Source organism: Arthrobacter sp. TmtSoilC77 (genome assembly GCF_059739415.1).
Genome location: NZ_AP046050.1, coordinates 24014 through 44195, shown reverse-complemented (window position 1 = coordinate 44195; position 20182 = coordinate 24014). Strand labels below are relative to the sequence as shown.

The window sequence follows — 20182 nt, the reverse complement described above, 5'->3', positions numbered from 1 at the left end:
GACGCCATGACTCCCGAGCAACTCATGTCATTGCGGGTGACTTTCCGCTCGCCCCGCCGCCTGCTGACGGAATCCCTGGCCGGACTGGTGGTTGCACTGGCGCTCATCCCGGAGGCCATCGCGTTCTCGATCATTGCGGGCGTCGATCCCAGGGTCGGGTTGTTCGCATCCTTCACCATGGGCGTCGTGACGGCCCTTGTTGGTGGTCGGCCAGCCATGATCTCTGCGGCGACAGGGGCTGTCGCCTTGGTCATCGCTCCCGTGATGAAGGAGTACGGACTCGACTACCTGATCGCCACGATCATCCTGGCGGGTATCTTCCAGATCATCCTCGCTGTCCTGGGTGTTACCCGGCTCATGCGCTTCATTCCGCGGTCGGTGATGATCGGCTTCGTGAACGCACTGGCTATTTTGGTGTTCATCTCGCAGATGCCCGAACTCTTCAATGTCCCTTGGATGGTGTATCCGATTGTTGCCGTGGGTCTCGTCATGGTCTTTGGCCTGCCTCGCCTGACCACGGCCATTCCCGCACCCCTCGTGGCGATCGTGGTCATCACCCTGGTTACCGTTCTGGGGCACATCGACGTTCCAACGGTTAGCGACAAAGGCGAGCTCCCACACAGCCTGCCCGGGTTCTTCCTGCCCAATGTCCCGCTGAATCTGGAAACGTTCCGGATCATTGCGCCTTTCGCATTGTCCATGGCCCTTGTTGGCCTGCTGGAATCACTCCTGACAGCCAAGCTCGTGGACGACATCACGGACACACGATCAAATAAGACCCGCGTTTCCTGGGGCCAGGGAGTGGCTAACATCGTCACAGGTTTCCTTGGTGGGCTGGGTGGTTGCGCCGTGATCGGACAGACCATGATCAACGTCAAAGGATCCGGCGCGCGGAGCCGGCTTTCCACTTTCTTGGCCGGAGTCTTCCTGCTGGTTCTGGTGGTTGTCCTGGGCGACGTTGTGGGGATGATTCCCATGGCGGCCCTTGTTGCCGTGATGATCTTCGTTTCCCTGATTACCTTCAACTGGCACTCTGTTCGGCCATCCACCTTGAAGCGCCTGCCCAAATCGGAGACCGCCGTCATGCTGATCACTGTTGCCGCTGTTGTGGCAACGCACAATTTGGCGGTGGGTGTCGGCGTCGGCGTCTTGACCGCGATGGTGTTGTTTGCGCGGCGGGTGGCGCACTTCGCTACCGTCGAGAGGACGGAACTGGAACTCAACGGTGAAACCGTGGCCACCTACACGGTGGATGGCGAGCTCTTCTTCGCTTCCTCCAATGATCTGTACACCCAGTTCGACTACGCAAAAGATTCCTCGGAAGGCATAGATCGCGTGGTGATCGATCTGCACGCTTCGCACCTCTGGGACGCATCAACTATTGCGGTACTGGATTCCGTCACCGAGAAGTACCGGAATCACGGCCGCGAGGTGGAGTTCATTGGTCTGAACGAGGCAAGCGTTCGGATGCGCGAACGGCTCGCGGGAAAGCTGAACGACTGACCCGACGCCTTCGAAACAGCGGTCATCTGACATATACGCCCCATTCAAAGTAACGAACTCGGTCATGCCCGCGGACCAATGTGAGCATGGATAAATGCTTGAGGCAACGAATTCCCAGACAGAGACTTCAGGGGCCGCGGCTCCCGTCAACCCGGCTCTCGCCGCAGAGGCCAGGATCGCGCGGATAGCCGTGACGGTTTTCCCACTCCTGGTTGTGCTGGCTGGCGTACTCGGATTCCTCCTTCCGGAACTCTTGAAGCCCATGGGCGTCGCCGTTCCTTATTTGCTGGGCGTCATCATGTTCTGCATGGGCCTCACGCTGACGCCGCCCGACTTCGCTTCTGTGGCGCGGCGTCCTTGGGCTGTTGCACTCGGCATCGTGGCGCACTACGTGATCATGCCCGGGGCCGGCTGGTTGATTGCCGTCCTGCTTCAGCTTCCGCCCGAGCTCGCCGTCGGCCTTATTCTTGTGGGCTGCGCACCGTCCGGTACGGCGTCCAACGTGATGGCGTTCCTGGCCAAAGGCGACGTCGCACTGTCGGTGGCTGTCGCCTCGGTTTCCACGTTGATCGCTCCCGTCGTCACGCCTGCCCTGACTCTCCTGCTGGCCGGTTCGTTCCTGCACATTGATGCTGGCGCCATGGTGCTGGATATCGTAAAGACCGTGTTGCTTCCGGTCATCGCAGGCCTGCTCGCCCGACTCTTCCTGTCCAGGCTCGTCGCGAAGGTGCTGCCGGCACTTCCGTGGGCGTCCGCCGTCGTGATTTCACTGATCGTGGCTATCGTCGTGGCCGGCAGCGCCAGCAAGATCGTTGCAGCCGGCGCCATCGTGTTCCTGGCGGTCGTCCTCCACAATGGCTTTGGGCTGGGCCTGGGTTATCTCGCCGGTAAACTGGGCCGCCTGGATGACAAAGCCCGCCGCGCTCTGGCATTCGAGGTTGGCATGCAGAACTCGGGCTTGGCCGCGACCCTTGCCACGGCGCACTTCAGTCCACTGGCTGCGCTGCCCTCCGCCGTCTTCTCGCTGTGGCACAACATCTCCGGCGCGATTGTGGCGGCATGGCTGGCCCGCCGCCCGCTGAAGGACTAGCGTCCCGCGGGCTCGCGTCCCCGGGCTCGCGTCCCGCAGCTCGACTTATACCTGCTTCAACCAGTTGGACACCCCTTGACGCAATTAGTTGTGAACGTTAACAATTACGGAAGCCAACAAGTAGCCAACCGGGAAGATCATTCAATGAAGAACTGGGCAGGAAACCTTGAGTATTCGTCCGCAGAAGTCCAGCGGCCCACCTCCGTGGACCAGCTGCGCGGGCTGGTGGCGAACGCGCCGCGGATCAAGGCCCTTGGTTCCCGTCACTCGTTCAACAACGTCGCAGACACCGATGGCATGCACCTTCTCCTGGATGCATTGCCCCAGGAAATCTCACTTGATCCCGGCAAGGGCACCGTCAAAGTCAGCGGCGGTATCAGCTATGGCGCACTGTGCCGGGCGGTCGAGGAACAGGGTTATGCCATCCACAACCTCGCTTCGCTCCCCCACATCTCGGTTGCGGGAGCAATCCAAACCGGAACGCACGGCAGTGGCGTCGGCAATCCCTCCTTGGCTGGCGCCGTCGAAAGCATTGACCTGGTGCGGGCAAATGGCGAGCTGGTGACGCTTAGGCCGGACGACGACGAATTCCTCGCCAGCGTTGTGGGACTCGGCGCCCTGGGGATCGTCACAGGACTGGAACTGGCCGTCCGGCCGAGCTACCAGATGCGGCAGCGCGTACTCACGGGCCTGCCGTGGGACCGGGCGCTGGCCGATTTCGTGAACATCGCGTCGGCCGCCTACAGCGTCAGCTTCTTCACGGACTACACCGGCGACGCCATCCCGCAGGTGTGGTTCAAAGCCCTGGATACCGAGCCAGCCCTGCCCGACCTCTTCGGTGCAAGCGCGGCTACTGCCGCTCTGCACCCGCTGCCCGGGATGTCGGCGGAGAACTGCACGGGTCAGCTGGACGAGCCCGGCAAATGGCTGGACCGCCTGCCGCACTTCCGCCACGAATTCACGCCGAGCAACGGTGAGGAACTGCAGAGCGAATTCCTCCTGCCCCTGGAGCATGCACCTGCGGCTCTTCAAGCTGTCCGAGAGCTCGCGGACAAGCTGGCACCCCTGCTGTTCATCTCCGAAATCCGTACAGTAGCGGCCGACGAATTCTGGCTCAGCCCGTTCTACCGGCAACAAAGCGTGGCCCTCCACTTCACATGGAAGCCACTGCAGGCCCAGGTGGAAGCGGTACTCCCGGAAGTTGAGGAAGCACTGCGTCCCTTCGGCGCGAGGCCACACTGGGGCAAGCTCTTCACGCCAAGCCTGTACGACTTCGCCACTCTCTACCCACGCTTCGAGGACTTCTGCAGCCTCGCCGCCACCAACGACCCCTCGGGCAAGTTCCGCAACGCCCAGTTGGACAGCATTTTGGGAGCCACAACCTCGTTGCTTGGCGGCTGATCCGTTGCTGTCCACCACGGAATAGCAGGTTAGCGACGTCCCACGGCCCTCCTGACCAAACGCGCACGACGACGGCGGCCCGGCTCCCCGCGAAGGGCTGGACCGCCGTCGTGGTTAAGTCGGCCGGACTACTGGATGTGCGCCAATACGGCTCCCGCGGTCACCACCCCGCCGGGTGCCGAGAGCACCGCGGAGAGCGTGCCTGCACGGTGGGCTGCCACCTGCGTTTCCATCTTCATGGCCTCGACTACCAGTAACGGATCGCCTGCAGAAACCTCGGTGCCGGGCTCCACGAGCCACTTCACCACGGTGCCGGCCATGCTGGAGACCAGGGCTGATTCCGCTGGCGCGGGTCCCCCGGAATCGGACGCTCCCGCGTCATCACCCTGCAACCCCGTGACCACCGAGCCTGACGGAAGTGCCTGCCCTGACCGGGCCCAACCCTCCAGCAGATCAGCCGGGAGTCCCACCGCGAGCCGCTTGCCGTCGACGTCCACGGTGATGGTCCGCCGCACGCCGCCAGGGGCAACCACGTTGTATTCGGGATCAACGGGGATCTGATCTGCAAAGTCCGTCTCGATCCACCGGGTGTGAACATTCAACCCGGCTACGGACGTAAAGTCATCGGACTCCACAACGGCGCGGTGGAACGGCAACACGGTGGGCAGTCCGGTGATCTCCATTTCCGCAAGTGCACGGCGTGCGCGGCGCAGCGCTTGCTGGCGGTCGGCGCCAGTAACAATCAATTTGGCCAGGAGCGAATCGAACTGCGGTGCAATAAACGAGCCCGCGCGGACGCCGGTGTCCAGGCGAATGCCGGGGCCGGTGGGCGCTTGGAACGATGCCACTGTCCCCGGGGAAGGCAGGAATCCGCGGCCAACGTCCTCTGCGTTGATGCGGAACTCGAAGGAATGGCCCCGTGCGATGGGATCCTCGGAAATGCTCAAGGGCAGGCCGGCTGCAACACGGAACTGCTCCTGAACAAGGTCAATCCCAGCCGTTTCCTCGGTAATAGGGTGCTCAACCTGCAGGCGCGTGTTTACCTCAAGGAAGGCCACGGCCCCATCCGCGGAGACGAGGAATTCGACCGTCCCGGCGCCGTAGTAGCCGGCCTCGCGGACGATTGCTTTGGCTGCGTCATAGATCTGTTGCTGCTGGGACTGGGTGAGGAACGGCGCAGGCGCCTCTTCCACGAGCTTTTGGTGACGGCGTTGAAGGGAGCAATCGCGCGTACCCACCACAACGACGTTGCCATGGGTATCCGCAATGACCTGCGCTTCCACGTGCCGAGGCCTGTCAAGGTACTGTTCAACGAAGCATTCCCCACGGCCGAACGCTGTGATGGCTTCTCGCACTGCGGAGTCGAAAGCCTCCTCCACTTCGGCGAGTTCGCGGACAACCTTGAGCCCGCGGCCACCGCCGCCAAAGGCCGCCTTGATGGCCACCGGCAGTCCGTGTTCCTCGGCAAAAGCCCGGGCTTCAGCAGCAGTGGCAACCGGCCCATCGCTGCCGGCCACAAGGGGGGCACCAGCACGGACAGCGATCTCGCGGGCCGTGATCTTGTTGCCCAACTGTCGGATCGACTCCGGTGACGGACCGATCCACTCGAGTCCGGCGTCGAGGACTGCTTGCGCGAAGTCGGCGTTCTCGGAAAGGAAACCGTACCCGGGGTGGACGGCGTCAGCACCCGACTGTTTGGCAACGGATAGCAGCTTCGCGACGTTGAGGTAGGTCTCAGCAGGGCTGTTTCCTACCAGGCTGTAGGCCTCATCCGCGGCACCCACATGCATTGCGTCGGCGTCGATGTCCGCATAGACGGCCACGGACGAAATGCCGGCGTCATCGCAGGCTCGGGCGACTCGAACAGCGATTTCTCCGCGGTTCGCAATCAGGACCTTTCGCATCAAATACTCACTTCTCTGGGGTCTTGGTGAAGTCGGGGGAATCGGGGACCATCCGGAACCGGATCCGTCCGCCAATGGGGACCTGCCCGGCAAGGTCAAGGTGTTCGTCGCGAACAACGCCGATCACGGGGTAACCACCGGTGATGGGGTGGTCGGCCAGGAACAGCACGGGGAGGCCGGCGGGCGGGATCTGGAGGGCACCGGCCATGGTCCCCTCACTGGGAAGTTCACCCTCGCGGGCGCGCTGGAGAGGAGTACCGTCCAGTCGCATGCCCACGCGGTTGGATTGTGGCGTGACCAGCCATTCCTGGCTTGTTAGGGACTCGATGGCGGACTGATCGAACCAATCAGCACGGGGTCCCGGAACCATATCGAGAACGGTGACATTGGCACCCGGAAATTCCGGTTGCAGCTCCGGGCTTCCAACCGCAGTAGACGCCGTGGCGTCGCCCGCCGGGAGCTCCTGCCCGACCACCAATGGCGCAGGACCGATCCCCGACATCGTATCGGCCGAACGACTCCCCAGGACTTCGGGAACCGCTATGCCACCGCGGATTGCAACATAGTTCCGGAAACCGGCCTCGGGCGGTCCAACAGTAAGGACTTCGCTGTCGAGCAACGCGAATGGAGCAGCCATGGGGACGCTGCGCACTGCGTCCTGGACGCCGCCGTCAGACTCTTCGAATTCAACCGACGACGGCGACTGGACCGTTAGGGTGGCGGGCGCACCTGTCACGGCAATCACTTGGTCGCCGACTGCCTCCAACGTAAGCCCGCCATTGACGGTTTCGATGGCTGCGGCCGACGAACTGTTGCCGACAAGACGGTTGGCCCGCCGGAGCGATGCCCGATCCAACGCGCCGGCCGCCGAGACCCCCAAAGCCCCGTAGCCTCTGCGGCCAAGGTCCTCGATAAGGCTTTGAGCGCCGGGGTTGAGTACCCGTAATCCGGAGTCCGTGTGGTGATCCGAGTCGGGTTCAGCTTGATGCGCCGCACTGGCCGTGACAACCTCCCGAACAGCCCGGTACTGCACCCTGTCACCGGGCCGAACCAGGGCCGGTTGCGGACGGTCGAGGTCCCACATCCGGGCTCCCGTTCGGCCAATCAGCTGCCAACCGCCGGGAGAGCGCCGGGGATAGACAGCCGAGTACTGGCCGCCGAGGGCCACGGATCCAGCGGGAACAGCCGTGCGGGGTGAAGGGCGGCGGGGAACCGTGAGGACTTCATTCTCGCCCACCATGTAGCCGAATCCGGGAGCGAAGCCAGCGAAGGCAACAGTCCAAATCTGGCCGGTGTGGGCCGCAATCACGCCCTCCACGCTCAGCCCGGTGAGCTCCGCGACATCGGCGAGGTCATCGCCGTCGTACACGGTATCGATGACGACCAGCCCGGAATCGGTAACGTCCGTTGCGACGAGTTCCAGTTCGAGCAACCGGGCGCCGATGGCCCGGGTTGCCGCTGCGGATTCGCCAACGACCATAACTGTTTCGGCTGCTGCCAGGACGTCTACCTGGCCAGGGAGCGGAGACTTGTAGAGCATGTCCTGCAAGGCCAGTACGTCCTGCAGCCCATCCAGCTCCGCAAGGACGGCACGTGTGCCGACGGGTCGCACGGACCGGACCCTCTTTGCGGTGGTCGTTTGCTTCGCGGTGGTCGTTTGCTTCGCGGTGGTCGTTTGCATCACGGTCTCCATCATCCGCTTCGTCGCCAATTAGGCGGCCGACTCCTGCAGCAGGCGAAGGTCTTCTTCAGGCTTCGGATCCCGGCCCAGGAGCATACCCACGATCGTGACTACGGCTGTCAGGACGAGGTACCCGGCGATCAAATACCAGCCGCCGGATGCCGCGCCGTAGAGGGCGGTGAAGATGATGGGCGCAACAGCTCCACCAATCACGCCGGCAAGGGTGTAGGCCAGGGAGCTGCCGGCATAGCGCAGGCGGGCTGGGAACTGCTCAGTGATGAAGGCGGCCTGCGGGCCATACATGAACGCGTGCAGCGCCAAACCGATCACCGTGCCGATGGTCAGCATAACCACTGACTTGCCCTGGATCATGAGGAAGAACAGGGGAATATAGACGGCTGTGGCGGCTGCTGTGACGCCGTAGACAAGGCGGCGGTTGAAGCGGTCGGTAAGAGCGCCGGCCAACGGAATGAGGAACAGCTGGAATGCGGATCCGATGAGGATGGCTGCCAGGACATTACCCGTGGTCATGCCAAGTTGCTTGGTGGCGTACACCGCAACAAACACGGTGAAAAGCGCGTAGAGGACGTCCGGGCAGACCCGGGAGAGCGCTGCTGAAACCAAGGCCTTGGGTTCAGTGGTGAAGACCTCTTTGATGGGTGCTTTGGGTCGTTCGCCGTGGGCCTGGATTGCCTTGAAGACCGGGGTTTCTTCGAGCTTGAGGCGGATGATCAGGCCAAAGACCACCAGGACTGCGGATGCCAGGAAGGCGACGCGCCAGCCCCAGGAAAGGAAGGCCTCGTTGCTGAGTGAAGCAGCCAAGATGGCGAGGACGCCATTGGCCATCAGGTTGCCCGCAGGCGGGCCGATCTGTGCAGCGGAGGACCAGAAGCCACGCTTGTTGGGGTCGCCGAATTCACTGGACAGCAGAACCGCTCCGCCCCATTCGCCGCCTACCCCGATGCCCTGGGCGAGGCGAAGAAGAACCAGAATGGTGGGCGCCGCCACGCCGATGACTGAGTAATCGGGCAGCGCACCTATGAGTACGGTCGCGACGCCGATAAGCACCAGCGTGAATACCAGGACGTACTTGCGGCCAATCTTGTCGCCCAAACGCCCGAAGATGACGCCGCCGATCGGGCGGGCCAAGTAGCCCACCGCGAAAGCTGAGAAGGAGAGCAACAGTGCAACGAACTCGTCGTTGCCGGGGAAGAAGATCTTGGGAAAGACGAGGGCCGAAGCCACGGAGTAGATAGCGAAGTCATAGTATTCAAGCGATGTGCCGGTGAGGCTGGCTATGTATGCCTTGAGGGCGCCGGCCGGTGGCTTCCTTGTCACGGCCTTGGCTGCGTTGGTGCTGGTCATGGTTTCCTCCGGGGGGATGAGGGGTGTGCTGCGGGGCCTGGTTCAAACAGGTCTAGAGGAACGAGCCGATGCTGACGCCGGCGTCGTCGAGAGCGGACTTCACTGCAGTGGCCATCGCGACGGCCCCCGGTGAGTCACCATGCACGCAGATGCTCTCTGCGCGGATCTTCAGGATGGAACCATCGATCGTCCTGACGGACTGTTCGGTGGCCATTCGCAAAACGTGTTCCGCCACTTCGGCGGGGTCATGCAGGACGGCGCCTGGCTGTGAGCGCGAGACGAGGGTTCCGTCCGGGCTGTAGGCGCGGTCCGCGAACGCTTCGGCAACGCCACGAAGGCCGGCTTCCTCAGCGAGGCGCAGGACTTCGGAACCGGGAAGGCCGAGAATCGGAAGGTTGGGGTCAACCGATTTCACGGCGTCGACGACGGCCTTTGCCTGCGCCGTGTGCTTGACGATGGCGTTGTAGAGGCCGCCATGGGGCTTCACGTACTGGACGCTCGCACCCGTCGTGGCAGCCAGCGCCTGCAGGGCCCCGATCTGGTAAACGACGTCGTCGGCCAGCTCCATGGGATCAACGTCCAGGAAGCGACGGCCGAATCCTGCAAGATCCCGGTAGCCTACGTGGGCGCCAATCACGACGCCGGCCTCAGCCGCCTTTTTGCAGGTGCTGCGAATAACGCTGGGGTCGCCAGCATGGAATCCGCACGCAACGTTGGCACTGGAAACGGATTCGAACATGGCTGAGTCGTCGCCCAGCGTCCAACGTCCGAAGGATTCTCCGACGTCGCTGTTCAGGTCGATGACTGCCATGGTGTGATTCCTGCCTCGTGATGTGCGTTACATCAAGGATGCACCAGATTTCTGGATTGTTCAACAATCCAGCGATCCTAATTTTTGGCAATCGTGTAATTTTGGTGTCATGGCCAGTGCAGATCAGGAACCACGGGGAAAAGCCGGCATCGACGGCGCTGGCGCCCGCATGCGCCTCCGACTGCCCTCGGTTGCCGAGAGGGTTGCCGAAGAACTGCGCTACCAACTGGCCGAGGGCTTCCTCGTGCCAGGTGCCAAGCTCACGGAAGCCACTATCGCCGAGGACCTGGGGGTTTCGCGCAACACCGTCCGTGAAGCATTCGCCGAACTGGCCAGCGAGCGTCTGCTGGTGCGGCAACCGAACCGGGGCGTCTATGTGGCCACGTTGGAAGCTGGCGACATTCACGATGTCTACACCGTGCGCAGGGCCATCGAGGTCAGCTCCATCCGGGCCGGCGGCTCTCCAGAGCGCATCGCCGCGGTGAGGGCCGCCGTCGAGGAGGGAAAGCGCGCAGCAGCGGCAGACGATAACGAAGGCCTCGGCAGCGCCAACCAGCATTTCCATGGGGCCATCGTTGCCTTGGCCGAAAGCGGGAGGCTGAACTCGATCATGGCCCAAGTGCTCGCTGAGATGCGTCTTTACTTCCACAAGGCCACCATGAACGCGCACTTCTACAGCGACTGGCTAAAGGAAAACGAGCAGATCTGCTCGGCACTCGAATCCGGCGACCTGGAGCGCGCCGGGGACCTTCTGCTCGCCTACCTCAACAGGTCAGAGCAGCAACAGGCGGCGATCCACGGCGAATAGCCGGGATTCGCTGCGCTCCCTCCCACTTGCCTCAGTCCGCACGGCGAATTTTCGCCGATTGCTGCGCTGCAGGACGCAAAATCGCGGAGCAACCGGACAGGAGCGTCAGCGCTTGCCCTTCTTGCGCGAACCCTTGCCACGGCCCTTGTCCGGATTCGGGGCGTAGCGCTGCGCCACGGCGGGCTTCTTGGCCCCGCTCCCACGACGATCCGGCTTGGGCGCCTTCTTCGGCTTCTCCTGCCGGGCCGACGGCTGGCGTGAACTCTGCGCCGTCCGGCCGCGCACGATCCCAATGAATTCCTCAATCACCGGGCTATCTGTTCCAGCAAGCCAAGCGAGGCCAATCTGCGTTCCAGGAGCGCCGGTCAGAAGCCGCATCACTGTCTGCTTGTTGTTCAGGTGCCGGGCCACTGACATGGGCAGGATGGCCAACCCGGCTCCGGAAGCCACCACCTGCAAGGCCATATCCGGCCCGCCCATTTCCTCCACGTCCAGGAAGTTCTCCTCGGACAGGTCCTCCAGCGCCACCTCTTCAAACACTGAGATCTCGTGCCCCTTGGGAGCGACCACCACCGGCTGCTCTTCATACAGGGGAATGACGTTCAGGCCTTCCCGGTCCACGGGCAGCCGAACAAAGCTAAGGTCAGCGGAACCGTCGTGCAAAACCGAAAGCTGCGCGCCGTCGTCGGACATGAACGCGTGCAACGGGACGTCCGGCATCCGCTCTTCCCACCGCCGGATCCATTTCCCAGGCGTCACACCCGCAACATAAGCGAAGCGAAGCTCGCTCGGGGGCTCGGCTATTTGGGCGGATTCTTCAGCGTCTGGCACACACTCACAGTACCGGCCAGATACCCTTGAAGCATGACGCCCTCGAACTCCCAGTCCATGAAACCGGCAACCGTTGCCAAGAAACTCGGCATCTACCTGCCCGCGACACCCCAGGAGTTCCAGGATTCGTCCATCTCCCGCGAAGAATTCGCCGAACTCCAGGCCAACCCGCCGGAGTGGCTCGCCGAGCTCCGCCGCAACGGCCCGCACCCGCGCCCGGTAGTGGCACAGAAGCTGAACGTCTCCATCAGCGGCCTGGCCCGCGGTGGCGTCGAAGAAGCACTCACGACGGCGGAAATCACCGAGCTGCTGCAGGCTCCGCCGCAGTGGCTGGTTGTGGAGCGCGCCACGCACGCCGCAGTCCGCGCCGAGGCCCAGCGGGTCAAGGAGGAAGCTGCAAAGAAAGCAGCCACCAAGGAAGCCAAGGACAACGCAGCAGCCAAGCGCGATGCCCCGAAGACGTCAAAACGCGATCACGCATAGTTTGAGCTGGCTATGGCCGGGACCAGTTGGTCCCGGCCACAGCTGTTTAACTAGTCCTGGTGTAGCTGCACGAAGTTGCCGCAGCCGTCGTCGAACACTGCGCTGACGCCGGAAGGATCCTCGGAGGGCTCGCCCTTGAACGTCACGCCGGCTGCAACCAAGCGCTCATACTCGGCCTGCACATCCGGTACGCCGAAGACGATGGCGGGGAGGCCGGCGTCGTGCACTGCGTTCATGTAGTTGGCGCCGATCGGGTTGTCGCTGGGTTCCAGCAGGAGTCCCACGGAATTGTTGTCTGCGCTGTTGTCCGCGCCGGGATCCTTAATGATGAAGAGGTTGTGCTCGGGCATGGCCATCAGGGTTTCGAAGCCCAACGTTTCCGTATAGAAAGCATGGGCCGTAGCGGGGTCCTTGACGTGGATGCTGCACATTTTCAGTCTCATGGGCCCTAGGCTACGCCCCTGGACCGAGAGAGTGGCAGCGTGGGAACACTCTGGCGCATACTGAAATCACAGCAGCGCGTACTCGCCTGGAGGTGGTCAAATGCCCGCCATGATGCTCCTGTGGGGCCTAGCCTTGGTGCTCGCAACAGCGGCAACAACGTTCGTCCTCCACAGAAAACTCACGCATGGGCGCGGCCCGGAACCGGACACGATCTTCTGGGATCTCTTCGCCGGCCTGGTCGTGATTCTTCCGGCCATCCTGGTTCCCGCAGTGGAATGGGCGCCGGCCGGACTGATCATGGTCTTCGTCGGGATGACCGCTGCAGCAGCAACGCTGGCGACCAGCCGCAAGGTTGACCGTCTCCACGCAGCCGAGCCCCGGCGTCGTCGTGGTTTTGCCGAAACTGCCGCACGCCACGCGAGCGTCCTCCAGCAGTGGCAGCGCTACGAACTCGATCCCGGGCAAGCAATAGATTTCCCGGCAATGACGGACGTCAGGATGGCCGAGACAGCTGCCCTTGCCCGCGCCATGCGGGAGGCTGAACGCTGCCGGGTGACACCCGGGACTGACTACCAGGCCGCCGTCGAGCGTCTGGCCCAAGCACTCATCGAAGCGGAGCGTGCGGCAGGGGTGCCGAGGGCCGGACAACCCGCGCCGAGGTGACACTTAACACCAATGCCAGGCGCGAACATGAGTGTTAAGTGCCATCTCGGCGCGTGTCCCAGTCGCTTTGCCTAACCGACCGGCAGCGCGCTCAACTTGTTGGCCTCGACGATCCGGGCAGCGGTTGCCTGGCCCATCCGGACCGCGCCGTCCACATGCTGGTAGCCCTCCGCGGCGAGGTCCGACGAGGACCAGTAGATCGGTCCGACGTTGGCGTGCTGGTCCTTGCCGTAACGGTGCAGGCCGCCGAGATCGTAGCTGGAGGCGTATGCGCCGCGGGTCCATTCCTCGGAGCCCCAGTCTGATTCGTAGTAGACCTCGGGGGTGAGGGCCTTGTCGCCGAGGAAGCCGGCGATGGACTCGAGGACGGCCTTCTTGCGGTCTTCGGCGCTGAGCTCGAACACGGCGTCGGCTTTTTCATCGGAAATGAAGCCCACCAACGTGCCGCGGGAGTCGCCGTGGTTGGTGTTGTCGTAGACCTCCTGCACCAAGGCGCCGGCGCTGAAACCGGTACCCGAGAGGCCTTCTTCGCGCCAGAACGGCGTGCTGTACACAGCGTGAACCTTGATGACCAGGCCCAATGACTGGTGCTGGTGCATCTGGTGCTGGCGGCGCGGCAGCGGCGGGTTGAAGGAAACACGCGAGTACAGGTTTGGCGGCACCGCCATGATGACGTACCGCGCGTTCACCGTGGCTCGCTCAGACCCAACCGTCACGCGGTCGACGTCCCAGTTGATGGTGCGAACCGGGCTGTTAAGCACGACGTCGGAACCCAGCTCGGCGGCCTGGAGCAGCGAAACCTGCTGCATGCCACCAATGACGCGCTTGTCCAGGATGAAGTCTTCGTCCGTCAGGTGTGTGAAGGACCCAGCGGAAGCGGCCATGAGGACGGCCTGCAGCGCAGAGAAGGCGTGGGCAGGCTTGGTCAGCATGCCGCCGGCGATGAAGAGGCCGATGTTGTTGCAGGCTTCTTCGTCGTTGGAGTTCTGGCGGAGCCAGTGGTGGAAGGAGATGGTGTCCAGTTCGCGGGCTTTGGGGTGCGCCCAGGGCTCGGTGGGACCGATCTCCGCGGCGAGCCCGTCCAGGATGGCAACGAGCTTGTCCATCTCGGCCTTGGTGTGCTCGTTAACGGGGAAGGTGTCACCCGTGTACTGGACGCGTTTGCCGTCTGCGCCGATGTAGACGGACTCGCCGTCGCGGTAGCGCGGGTACATTTTCAGTCCCAGCTCGTCCAGCAGGTCCATGAGGGCCGTCTGGTCCGGGGAAACCCACTGGCCGCCGATTTCCAGCATGGCGCCGTCAATGGTGTCGGTCCAGGTGCGGCCGCCCACGCGGTCGCGTGCTTCGAGCACTGCGACGCTGAGTCCCGCCTTCTTCAGTTCGCGTGCCGCCGTCAACCCTGACGGTCCGGCACCGACGATCACAACGTCGCGATCAAGATTCTGCATGATGTCCTCTCCGTGGCCGTCCTTGGTGGCTGACCAATAAATGAATGCCATTCATTTATATTTGATAATAGCCGCCAAGTCCGCGAGTGGGAAGACCCGATGGAATAATGCTGGAGATACAGGCAGCAGAAAGGCTTCCGATGCCCGCACCCACACCCGCTCCCGAACCCGAGCCGGGCGCTGCCCCAGCTTCCGCCAGCAAGTCGCGGCGGCGCGCCGGACGGCCCATGGCACGCATCCTGGACCAGAACGGCATCACGACGGCGGCCCTGGAGTTAATCAGCAGCAAGGGTTACGACGGACTCACAATGGCAGCCCTGGCACGTTCGCTGGGCGTGGCACCATCCGCCCTCTACAACCACGTAGCCTCCAAGGACGACGTGCTCTTGCTGGTGGAGGACCACTTGGCCGCGATGGTTGATGTGTCCGCTTTTGGTGTGGAGCCGTGGGATGTGGCCGTGCGCCGCTGGGCGTGGTCCTACCGGGATGTGTTTTCGCAGCATACGCCGCTGATCCCCGTTATTGCCGTGCTGCCGGTGGCTAACGCCCCGAAGACCCTGGCGATGTACGAGGCCGTGACCGCCGGATTCCGCGACGCCGGGTTCCCGGAAGAGAAGATCATTTCGGCGATTGTTGCGTTGGAGGCCTTCGTGTTCGGGGCCGCATACGACGTCACCGCGCCGGAGGACATTTTCGACGCCGGCTCGCTTGCGGACCAGGTGCCCAACTTCACGGCAGCCGTGGACAGGCTCGCCCTGGAGCGCCATCCACGGCCGACCGATGTTGCTTTTAGTTTGGGGCTTGAGGCGCTGATCACCGGGTTCGGCGCGCTGCGAGGGTAGTTTTGAGGGGGTCGTCTGCGGCCCCTTCCGCCGCGCCCTACCGGGTTAGTACATCTAGCGGGCGCCAACCACCACGACCTCGAACGTTGTGGACCCCGGCTGGAAGAACTTTGCGTTCACCACGGCGAGCGTGTCACCGAACAGGGCCGCCGTCGTTGGAGTCTTGAAGAGGTCACTGGTGATGACGCCCTTCAGCTTCCCGGATTCCTGGTCATCGTCCAACACGAACCTGCTGACCTGGTCGAACATGTTCTGCACTGCCCAAAGCTGGTTGCCCTTAAGTACGATGCCGTCGACGGCGGGAACGCTGACGCCTTCGATTATTTCGCTTGCACCTGTTGCAGGGTCGACCGTGTAGAGGGCGCCGTTTCCTGAATGGGCGACGATGAGGCTCTCGCCGTCCGGAGTTGCTGCGATGCCGTTGAGGTTGAACTGCGAGGTCGTGTCATTCGCGGGACCGGACAGAGAAAGTGTCCGGACACTGCCGAGTTCGCCGTCGCGCCCGACCGGAACAAGGTACAGTTCAGCGGCCACGGAATTCGTGAACCAGGCGCCTTCAGAAGTCAAAGTGACGTCGTTGATAAACGCTGGACCGGTGGTCAGTTGGAGCACGGCGACCGTCTGGCCCGTATCTGTGTTGTAGACGTAAGCTTGCCCGGTCCCACCCCCGGCAACAAACAACAGGCTGTTGCCCACATCCACGGTCATCCCGACGGCGGCCCTGCCATCAGGCACGTCGATGAAAAGTGACGCCGTTTGCTGGCGGATGTCGCCGCGGAAGATGTCTCCGTTTCCAAAGTCTCCGGCGTAGAACGTCGTTCCTGCGCCGGCGGCAATTCCTTCGGCCGATGAGGCTCCAGGCAGGGGGATGAGGTAATCCGCGGCCCGGGCGGCAGAGGCCAGCGGCGCGGGGCCGAAGACGGCCGCGAGCACAAGGGCGACTACGCCCGCGAAGACGCGGCGCACAGCCCTGGTTCGGGGCTGTGACGGGTCTCGGCGCAGGAATCTGCCCCGAGCTATGACAGTGCTGTGGTTTGAGTGACGCATGATGCTCCCTGGATCAGGTTCCGGCGGAGCACGTCCCCGCCATCTGCGGGAGCTCCGCCGATTGTGCTGTCAGTCTAGGCACCGGCCTGACGGCGTGCCAGAGCTTGCGGAACATAATCTCTTGTACTACAAGTTAATGACTTGTATCCTAAGTTTCAGGCAAAGATGCCCGCACCTTAGGAGAACCATGAGCCCTGTAGATCTCATTCGCCACATCAAACTGTCAACGGCCCGTTTGCCCCTCACCGTGCCCATCAGCGACGCCAAGGTGTTCACGGGCCGCCAGAAGCCGATGACCGAAGTAGTGTTCCTCTTCGCCGAGATCACCACGGAGCAAGGCCACAGCGGCATCGGGTTCAGCTACTCAAAACGCGCCGGCGGTCCCGCACAGTACGCCCACGCGAAGGAAGTTGCCGAGGGCATCATTGGCGAGGACCCCAACGACATCGGCAGGATCTACACCAAGCTTCTCTGGGCCGGAGCCTCTGTGGGCCGCTCGGGCGTTGCAACCCAGGCCCTGGCTGCCATCGACATCGCGCTCTACGACCTCAAAGCCAAACGCGCCGGACTCCCCCTTGCCAAACTGCTGGGCTCCTATCGCGACTCCGTGCAGACCTACAACACCTCCGGCGGCTTCCTCAACGCCACGTTGGAAGAGGTCAAGGCACGCGCGACACAGTCCATTGAAGAAGGCATTGGTGGCATCAAGATCAAGGTTGGCCTCCCGGATTCCAAGGAAGACCTCCGTCGCGTGGCCGGCGCCCGCGAGCACATCGGCTGGGACGTACCGCTCATGGTGGACGCCAACCAACAGTGGGACCGTGCGACTGCCCTGCGCATGGGCCGCCAGCTTGAGGAATTCAACCTCATTTGGATCGAAGAGCCGCTGGACGCCTACGATTTTGAGGGCCATGCGCACCTTGCCCAGGTTTTGGATACGCCCATCGCCACGGGCGAGATGCTGGCCTCCGTGGCGGAACACAAGGGCCTTATCAACGCCAACAGTTGCGACATCATCCAGCCCGATGCACCCCGCGTTGGCGGCATCACCCAGTTTCTGCGACTCGCTGCCCTTGCGGATGAGCGCGGTCTTGGCCTGGCTCCGCACTTTGCCATGGAGATCCACCTGCACTTGGCCGCTGCCTATCCGCGGGAACCCTGGGTTGAGCACTTCGATTGGCTGGATCCCCTCTTCGAGGAGCGCCTGGAGACCAAAAATGGCCGGATGATCGTTCCAGACCGCCCCGGACTGGGCGTTACGCTGAGCGGGCAGGCCCGCGCCTGGACCACCGAATCCGTGGAATTCGGCGCGTAATCTTGAATCCATGAGCCGAAACCTGACCGCGGATCTCGCCGCCGACCTTCGCACCCGCATCGTCGACGGCGTCATCCAGCCAGGTGAGAAACTCCCCAGCGAAAACACCCTCATCAGCGAATTCGGTGTCAGCCGGACAGTGGTCCGCTCCGCCCTGACCCGCCTGCAGGCTGAAGGACTTGTCGAAACTGAACGTGGGCGGGGCAGTTTCGCACTGACCCCGCCGGCCGACGGCCCTACGCAGGCCCCCGGAAGCCGTCAGGTATCCAGCATGGAAGAGCGGCTGCAGATGCTCGACTTCCGGATCGGCGTCGAGACCGAAGCAGCAGCCTTGGCGGCCCTGAACCACACGGGCCATCAATTGAAGGCAGTGCACGGTGCACTGGAGCAATTCACCGCGAGTTCGGGCCACCCGGCCCACTCCATGAAGGCTGACTTCGAATTCCACCGGGCCGTTGCTGCAGCGTCAGGCAATCCCTTTTATACGGACTGCATCACCGCCCTGGGTCAAACAATGATCACCATGCCACGCACGCGCCTCCTGGGCAGTGAAGAGCAGGACTCCCGGGAACGGTTCGAACAAGTGGTCCACGAGCACTCCTCTATATACGCAGCCATCGCCGACCGCGACCCAGCCGCTGCCGCCGCAGCGATGCGCCTTCACCTGAGCAATTCACGACGCCGGTTCAAGGGTTCGCCGCGCGGCTGACCTCCCGCTTCGCAGCCCAACTGAGTCGCATTAGTGCGCGTTTAGAGCCGCCTAAACGCGCACTAATGCGACCCAGTTGGGGGAAACAACAAAAGAGCCCCGATCCTAAGACCGGGGCTCTTTCAATTGCGTGCGCGAGGGGGGATTTGAACCCCCACACCCTTTCGGATACTGGCACCTGAAGCCAGCGCGTCTGCCGTTCCGCCACTCGCGCGCAACTTCTTTTTCAGGACTTCCACCGGTCTCCCAGCTTCGTTTCCTTCAAAAGCAGCGAGATCAAGCATAACGGACATTCCAGACAAAACACCAATCGAGTCCCTGCCGAGCTGTGGGCAACGCTGCTGGGAGGTGCCCAAGCCGTACAACTTTTGCTTAACGGCACGGAAATTTCACCCCCTGGCTCCCCCGGCAGAACGGGCCGGAATCGAACTTTTCCGCGTCGTAAGGCGTTGTGGATTAAGGCCATTCCCAGACACTCCCAGTAGTATCGGGAAGTGGAAGGGCCGTTCGGCGCTCACTTTGCTGTGTGCGTGGACGGGTCGAAGCACCGAGTATTGAACCAGGCACAGTGGGTGCCGCGGCGAGGAAAGGAGAAGGACCATGGGTTTGCTGGACAAAGTCGAGCGCGGCATTGAAAAGGCTGTCCGCAATGTCTTCTCCACGGGGTCGCGGGCACGTGTTGAGCCTGTGGAAATCGCGAGCAAGCTACGGCGCGAGCTGGACAATAAGTCCATCACCATCGCAGCCGGGCGCACTCTCGCCCCCAATGTGTTCGATGTCCTCCTCAGCGACGAAGATTTTGGACGTGCCCAGGAGTGGGGGACTCCACTGGCTGAGGAACTGTGCGATGTAGTCATCCAGCACGTTCGCAGCCAGGGCTACACTCTCCAGGGCGCGGTCCGGATTTCGTTCCGTCGAAATGAGGAGGAACGCGCCGGTCACTTCGAAATAACTTCCCGGACCGAGAAATCCTCCGACGACGCCGCTGCCGCACCACAAGCCCCGCGGCCGAATGTTCCAGCTGCACCCGCCCGGCAGCCCACCCGACTCCAGCCTGTCCTGGACATTGCCGGCCAGCGCTATTCCCTCAATGCCCAGTCGGTCGTGCTGGGCCGCTCTTCGGAAGCGGACATCCTGGTGGATGACACCGGAGTTTCCAGGAAGCACCTTGAGGTCCGCACCCAGAACGGCACTACGTGGGCCGTTGACCTTGGTTCCACCAATGGCAGTTACGTCAACGGTCACAAGGTGGACGGCAGCGTGGAGCTCACTGACGGCTCAACCATCACGATGGGACGTACCAAGATCATTTTCCGCCTCCTCCCCCAGACCCTGGGTGGCCACGCGTGAACGACATCAGCGAACTGACCATCACGGCACTTCGCTTCGGTTTCCTGCTGTTGCTGTGGGTCTTGATCTTCAGCATCGTGTCCACCATGCGCCGCGACTTCCAGATCGGCCGCAAGGCTGTGACCGGAGCCCCCACAGCACGCGAGGTCCGCAAGCACCCCGAATTGGCAGCTTCCCCGCCGCCCGCCATCCAGCATGCGCGCAATTTGGTGGTCACTGAGGGCCCCCTCAAGGGCACCACACTTCCCTTGGCGGCAAGCCCCATCCTGTTGGGCCGCGCGCAGGAAGCCACGCTGGTCCTGGAAGACGACTACGCTTCCGGCCGGCATGCGCGCTTGTTCCCGCAGGGCAGCCGCTGGTTCATTGAGGACCTTGGGTCCACCAACGGCACCTACCTGGCCGATCAGCAGCTCACCCGTGCCCTGCCGGTGGAGCTTGGCGTTCCCGTGAGAATCGGCAAGACGGTTATTGAATTGAGGCCGTAGTC

General features: G+C 63.0%; 19 protein-coding genes and 1 tRNA gene. 11 read left to right on the top strand and 9 right to left on the bottom strand.

Translation table 11 applies throughout. The features are described 5' to 3' along the window. The first annotated feature begins 6 nt into the window (after nt 1-6). From AC6I99_RS00225 to AC6I99_RS00215, 3 genes are all read left to right on the top strand, one after another. A complete protein-coding gene (locus AC6I99_RS00225) occupies nt 7-1503 on the top strand; it encodes a SulP family inorganic anion transporter (RefSeq protein WP_497959739.1) in 1497 nt (498 codons plus the stop codon). 94 nt (nt 1504-1597) lie between these two features. Beyond that, nucleotides 1598-2593, top strand: a complete 996-nt coding sequence (locus AC6I99_RS00220; RefSeq protein WP_497959736.1) for a bile acid:sodium symporter family protein — start codon at nt 1598-1600, stop codon at nt 2591-2593. 144 nt (nt 2594-2737) lie between these two features. Further along, entirely contained in the window at nt 2738-3994 is a 1257-nt protein-coding gene (locus AC6I99_RS00215) for a D-arabinono-1,4-lactone oxidase (RefSeq protein WP_497959735.1), read from the top strand. Between the two features lie 128 nt (nt 3995-4122). On the opposite strand, the gene AC6I99_RS00210 is transcribed toward AC6I99_RS00215, so the two are convergent. Genes AC6I99_RS00210 through AC6I99_RS00195 form a run of 4 tightly spaced genes read right to left on the bottom strand, consistent with a single transcriptional unit; the run spans nt 4123 to nt 9755 of the window. Further along, nucleotides 4123-5898 carry an acetyl/propionyl/methylcrotonyl-CoA carboxylase subunit alpha gene (locus tag AC6I99_RS00210; protein WP_497959734.1) on the bottom strand — a complete coding sequence of 592 codons (1776 nt, stop codon included), beginning with the start codon at nt 5896-5898 and terminating at the stop codon, nt 4123-4125. 7 nt (nt 5899-5905) lie between these two features. After that, nucleotides 5906-7579 carry a 5-oxoprolinase subunit B/C family protein gene (locus AC6I99_RS00205; protein WP_497959733.1) on the bottom strand — a complete coding sequence of 558 codons (1674 nt, stop codon included), beginning with the start codon at nt 7577-7579 and terminating at the stop codon, nt 5906-5908. A gap of 30 nt (nt 7580-7609) precedes the next feature. Further along, nucleotides 7610-8944, bottom strand: coding sequence for an MFS transporter (locus AC6I99_RS00200; RefSeq protein ID WP_497959732.1), 1335 nt, complete (start codon nt 8942-8944; stop codon nt 7610-7612). 52 nt (nt 8945-8996) lie between these two features. Further along, the gene (locus tag AC6I99_RS00195) at nt 8997-9755 is read right to left on the bottom strand and encodes a LamB/YcsF family protein (RefSeq protein ID WP_497959730.1); all 759 of its coding nucleotides are present in this window, start codon (nt 9753-9755) and stop codon (nt 8997-8999) included. Nucleotides 9756-9864: 109 nt separating this feature from the next. Here AC6I99_RS00195 and AC6I99_RS00190 point away from each other — a divergent pair, with 109 nt between their 5' ends. Further along, complete coding sequence (locus tag AC6I99_RS00190; RefSeq protein ID WP_497959729.1) at nt 9865-10563, top strand: GntR family transcriptional regulator; 699 nt, start codon at nt 9865-9867, stop codon at nt 10561-10563. A 105-nt stretch (nt 10564-10668) separates the two neighbouring features. On the opposite strand, the gene AC6I99_RS00185 is transcribed toward AC6I99_RS00190, so the two are convergent. Further along, a complete protein-coding gene (locus AC6I99_RS00185) occupies nt 10669-11394 on the bottom strand; it encodes a LysR family transcriptional regulator substrate-binding protein (protein WP_497959727.1) in 726 nt (241 codons plus the stop codon). 33 nt (nt 11395-11427) lie between these two features. Between AC6I99_RS00185 and AC6I99_RS00180 the strand changes: the two genes are divergently transcribed. After that, a complete protein-coding gene (locus AC6I99_RS00180; RefSeq protein ID WP_497959726.1) occupies nt 11428-11877 on the top strand; it encodes a DUF5997 family protein in 450 nt (149 codons plus the stop codon). A 50-nt stretch (nt 11878-11927) separates the two neighbouring features. On the opposite strand, the gene AC6I99_RS00175 is transcribed toward AC6I99_RS00180, so the two are convergent. Then, nucleotides 11928-12320 (bottom strand): VOC family protein, encoded by a 393-nt coding sequence (locus tag AC6I99_RS00175; RefSeq protein ID WP_224094531.1) that lies wholly within the window; start codon nt 12318-12320, stop codon nt 11928-11930. A gap of 100 nt (nt 12321-12420) precedes the next feature. Here AC6I99_RS00175 and AC6I99_RS00170 point away from each other — a divergent pair, with 100 nt between their 5' ends. Beyond that, complete coding sequence (locus AC6I99_RS00170) at nt 12421-12984, top strand: hypothetical protein (protein WP_309930366.1); 564 nt, start codon at nt 12421-12423, stop codon at nt 12982-12984. Nucleotides 12985-13055: 71 nt separating this feature from the next. Here AC6I99_RS00170 and AC6I99_RS00165 read toward each other — a convergent pair whose 3' ends face one another. Continuing rightward, nucleotides 13056-14432, bottom strand: coding sequence for a flavin monoamine oxidase family protein (locus AC6I99_RS00165; RefSeq protein WP_497961903.1), 1377 nt, complete (start codon nt 14430-14432; stop codon nt 13056-13058). Between the two features lie 107 nt (nt 14433-14539). Here AC6I99_RS00165 and AC6I99_RS00160 point away from each other — a divergent pair, with 107 nt between their 5' ends. Continuing rightward, nucleotides 14540-15274 carry a TetR/AcrR family transcriptional regulator gene (locus AC6I99_RS00160; protein ID WP_224094527.1) on the top strand — a complete coding sequence of 245 codons (735 nt, stop codon included), beginning with the start codon at nt 14540-14542 and terminating at the stop codon, nt 15272-15274. A 54-nt stretch (nt 15275-15328) separates the two neighbouring features. On the opposite strand, the gene AC6I99_RS00155 is transcribed toward AC6I99_RS00160, so the two are convergent. Beyond that, nucleotides 15329-16321, bottom strand: a complete 993-nt coding sequence (locus AC6I99_RS00155; RefSeq protein ID WP_497959719.1) for an SMP-30/gluconolactonase/LRE family protein — start codon at nt 16319-16321, stop codon at nt 15329-15331. Nucleotides 16322-16508: 187 nt separating this feature from the next. Between AC6I99_RS00155 and AC6I99_RS00150 the strand changes: the two genes are divergently transcribed. Both AC6I99_RS00150 and AC6I99_RS00145 read left to right on the top strand, forming a co-directional pair. Further along, nucleotides 16509-17636 (top strand): L-talarate/galactarate dehydratase, encoded by a 1128-nt coding sequence (locus AC6I99_RS00150; RefSeq protein ID WP_497959718.1) that lies wholly within the window; start codon nt 16509-16511, stop codon nt 17634-17636. Between the two features lie 10 nt (nt 17637-17646). Further along, nucleotides 17647-18345 (top strand): FadR/GntR family transcriptional regulator, encoded by a 699-nt coding sequence (locus tag AC6I99_RS00145; RefSeq protein WP_497959716.1) that lies wholly within the window; start codon nt 17647-17649, stop codon nt 18343-18345. 131 nt (nt 18346-18476) lie between these two features. Here AC6I99_RS00145 and AC6I99_RS00140 read toward each other — a convergent pair. Then, nucleotides 18477-18559 (bottom strand) — tRNA-Leu (locus AC6I99_RS00140). Between the two features lie 386 nt (nt 18560-18945). On the opposite strand from AC6I99_RS00140, the gene AC6I99_RS00135 reads away from it, so the two are divergent. Together AC6I99_RS00135 and AC6I99_RS00130 are read left to right on the top strand one after the other, a co-directional pair. Continuing rightward, complete coding sequence (locus AC6I99_RS00135) at nt 18946-19695, top strand: FHA domain-containing protein (protein WP_216924342.1); 750 nt, start codon at nt 18946-18948, stop codon at nt 19693-19695. A gap of 5 nt (nt 19696-19700) precedes the next feature. Then, entirely contained in the window at nt 19701-20180 is a 480-nt protein-coding gene (locus AC6I99_RS00130; RefSeq protein ID WP_224095160.1) for an FHA domain-containing protein FhaB/FipA, read from the top strand. Nucleotides 20181-20182: the final 2 nt, after the last annotated feature.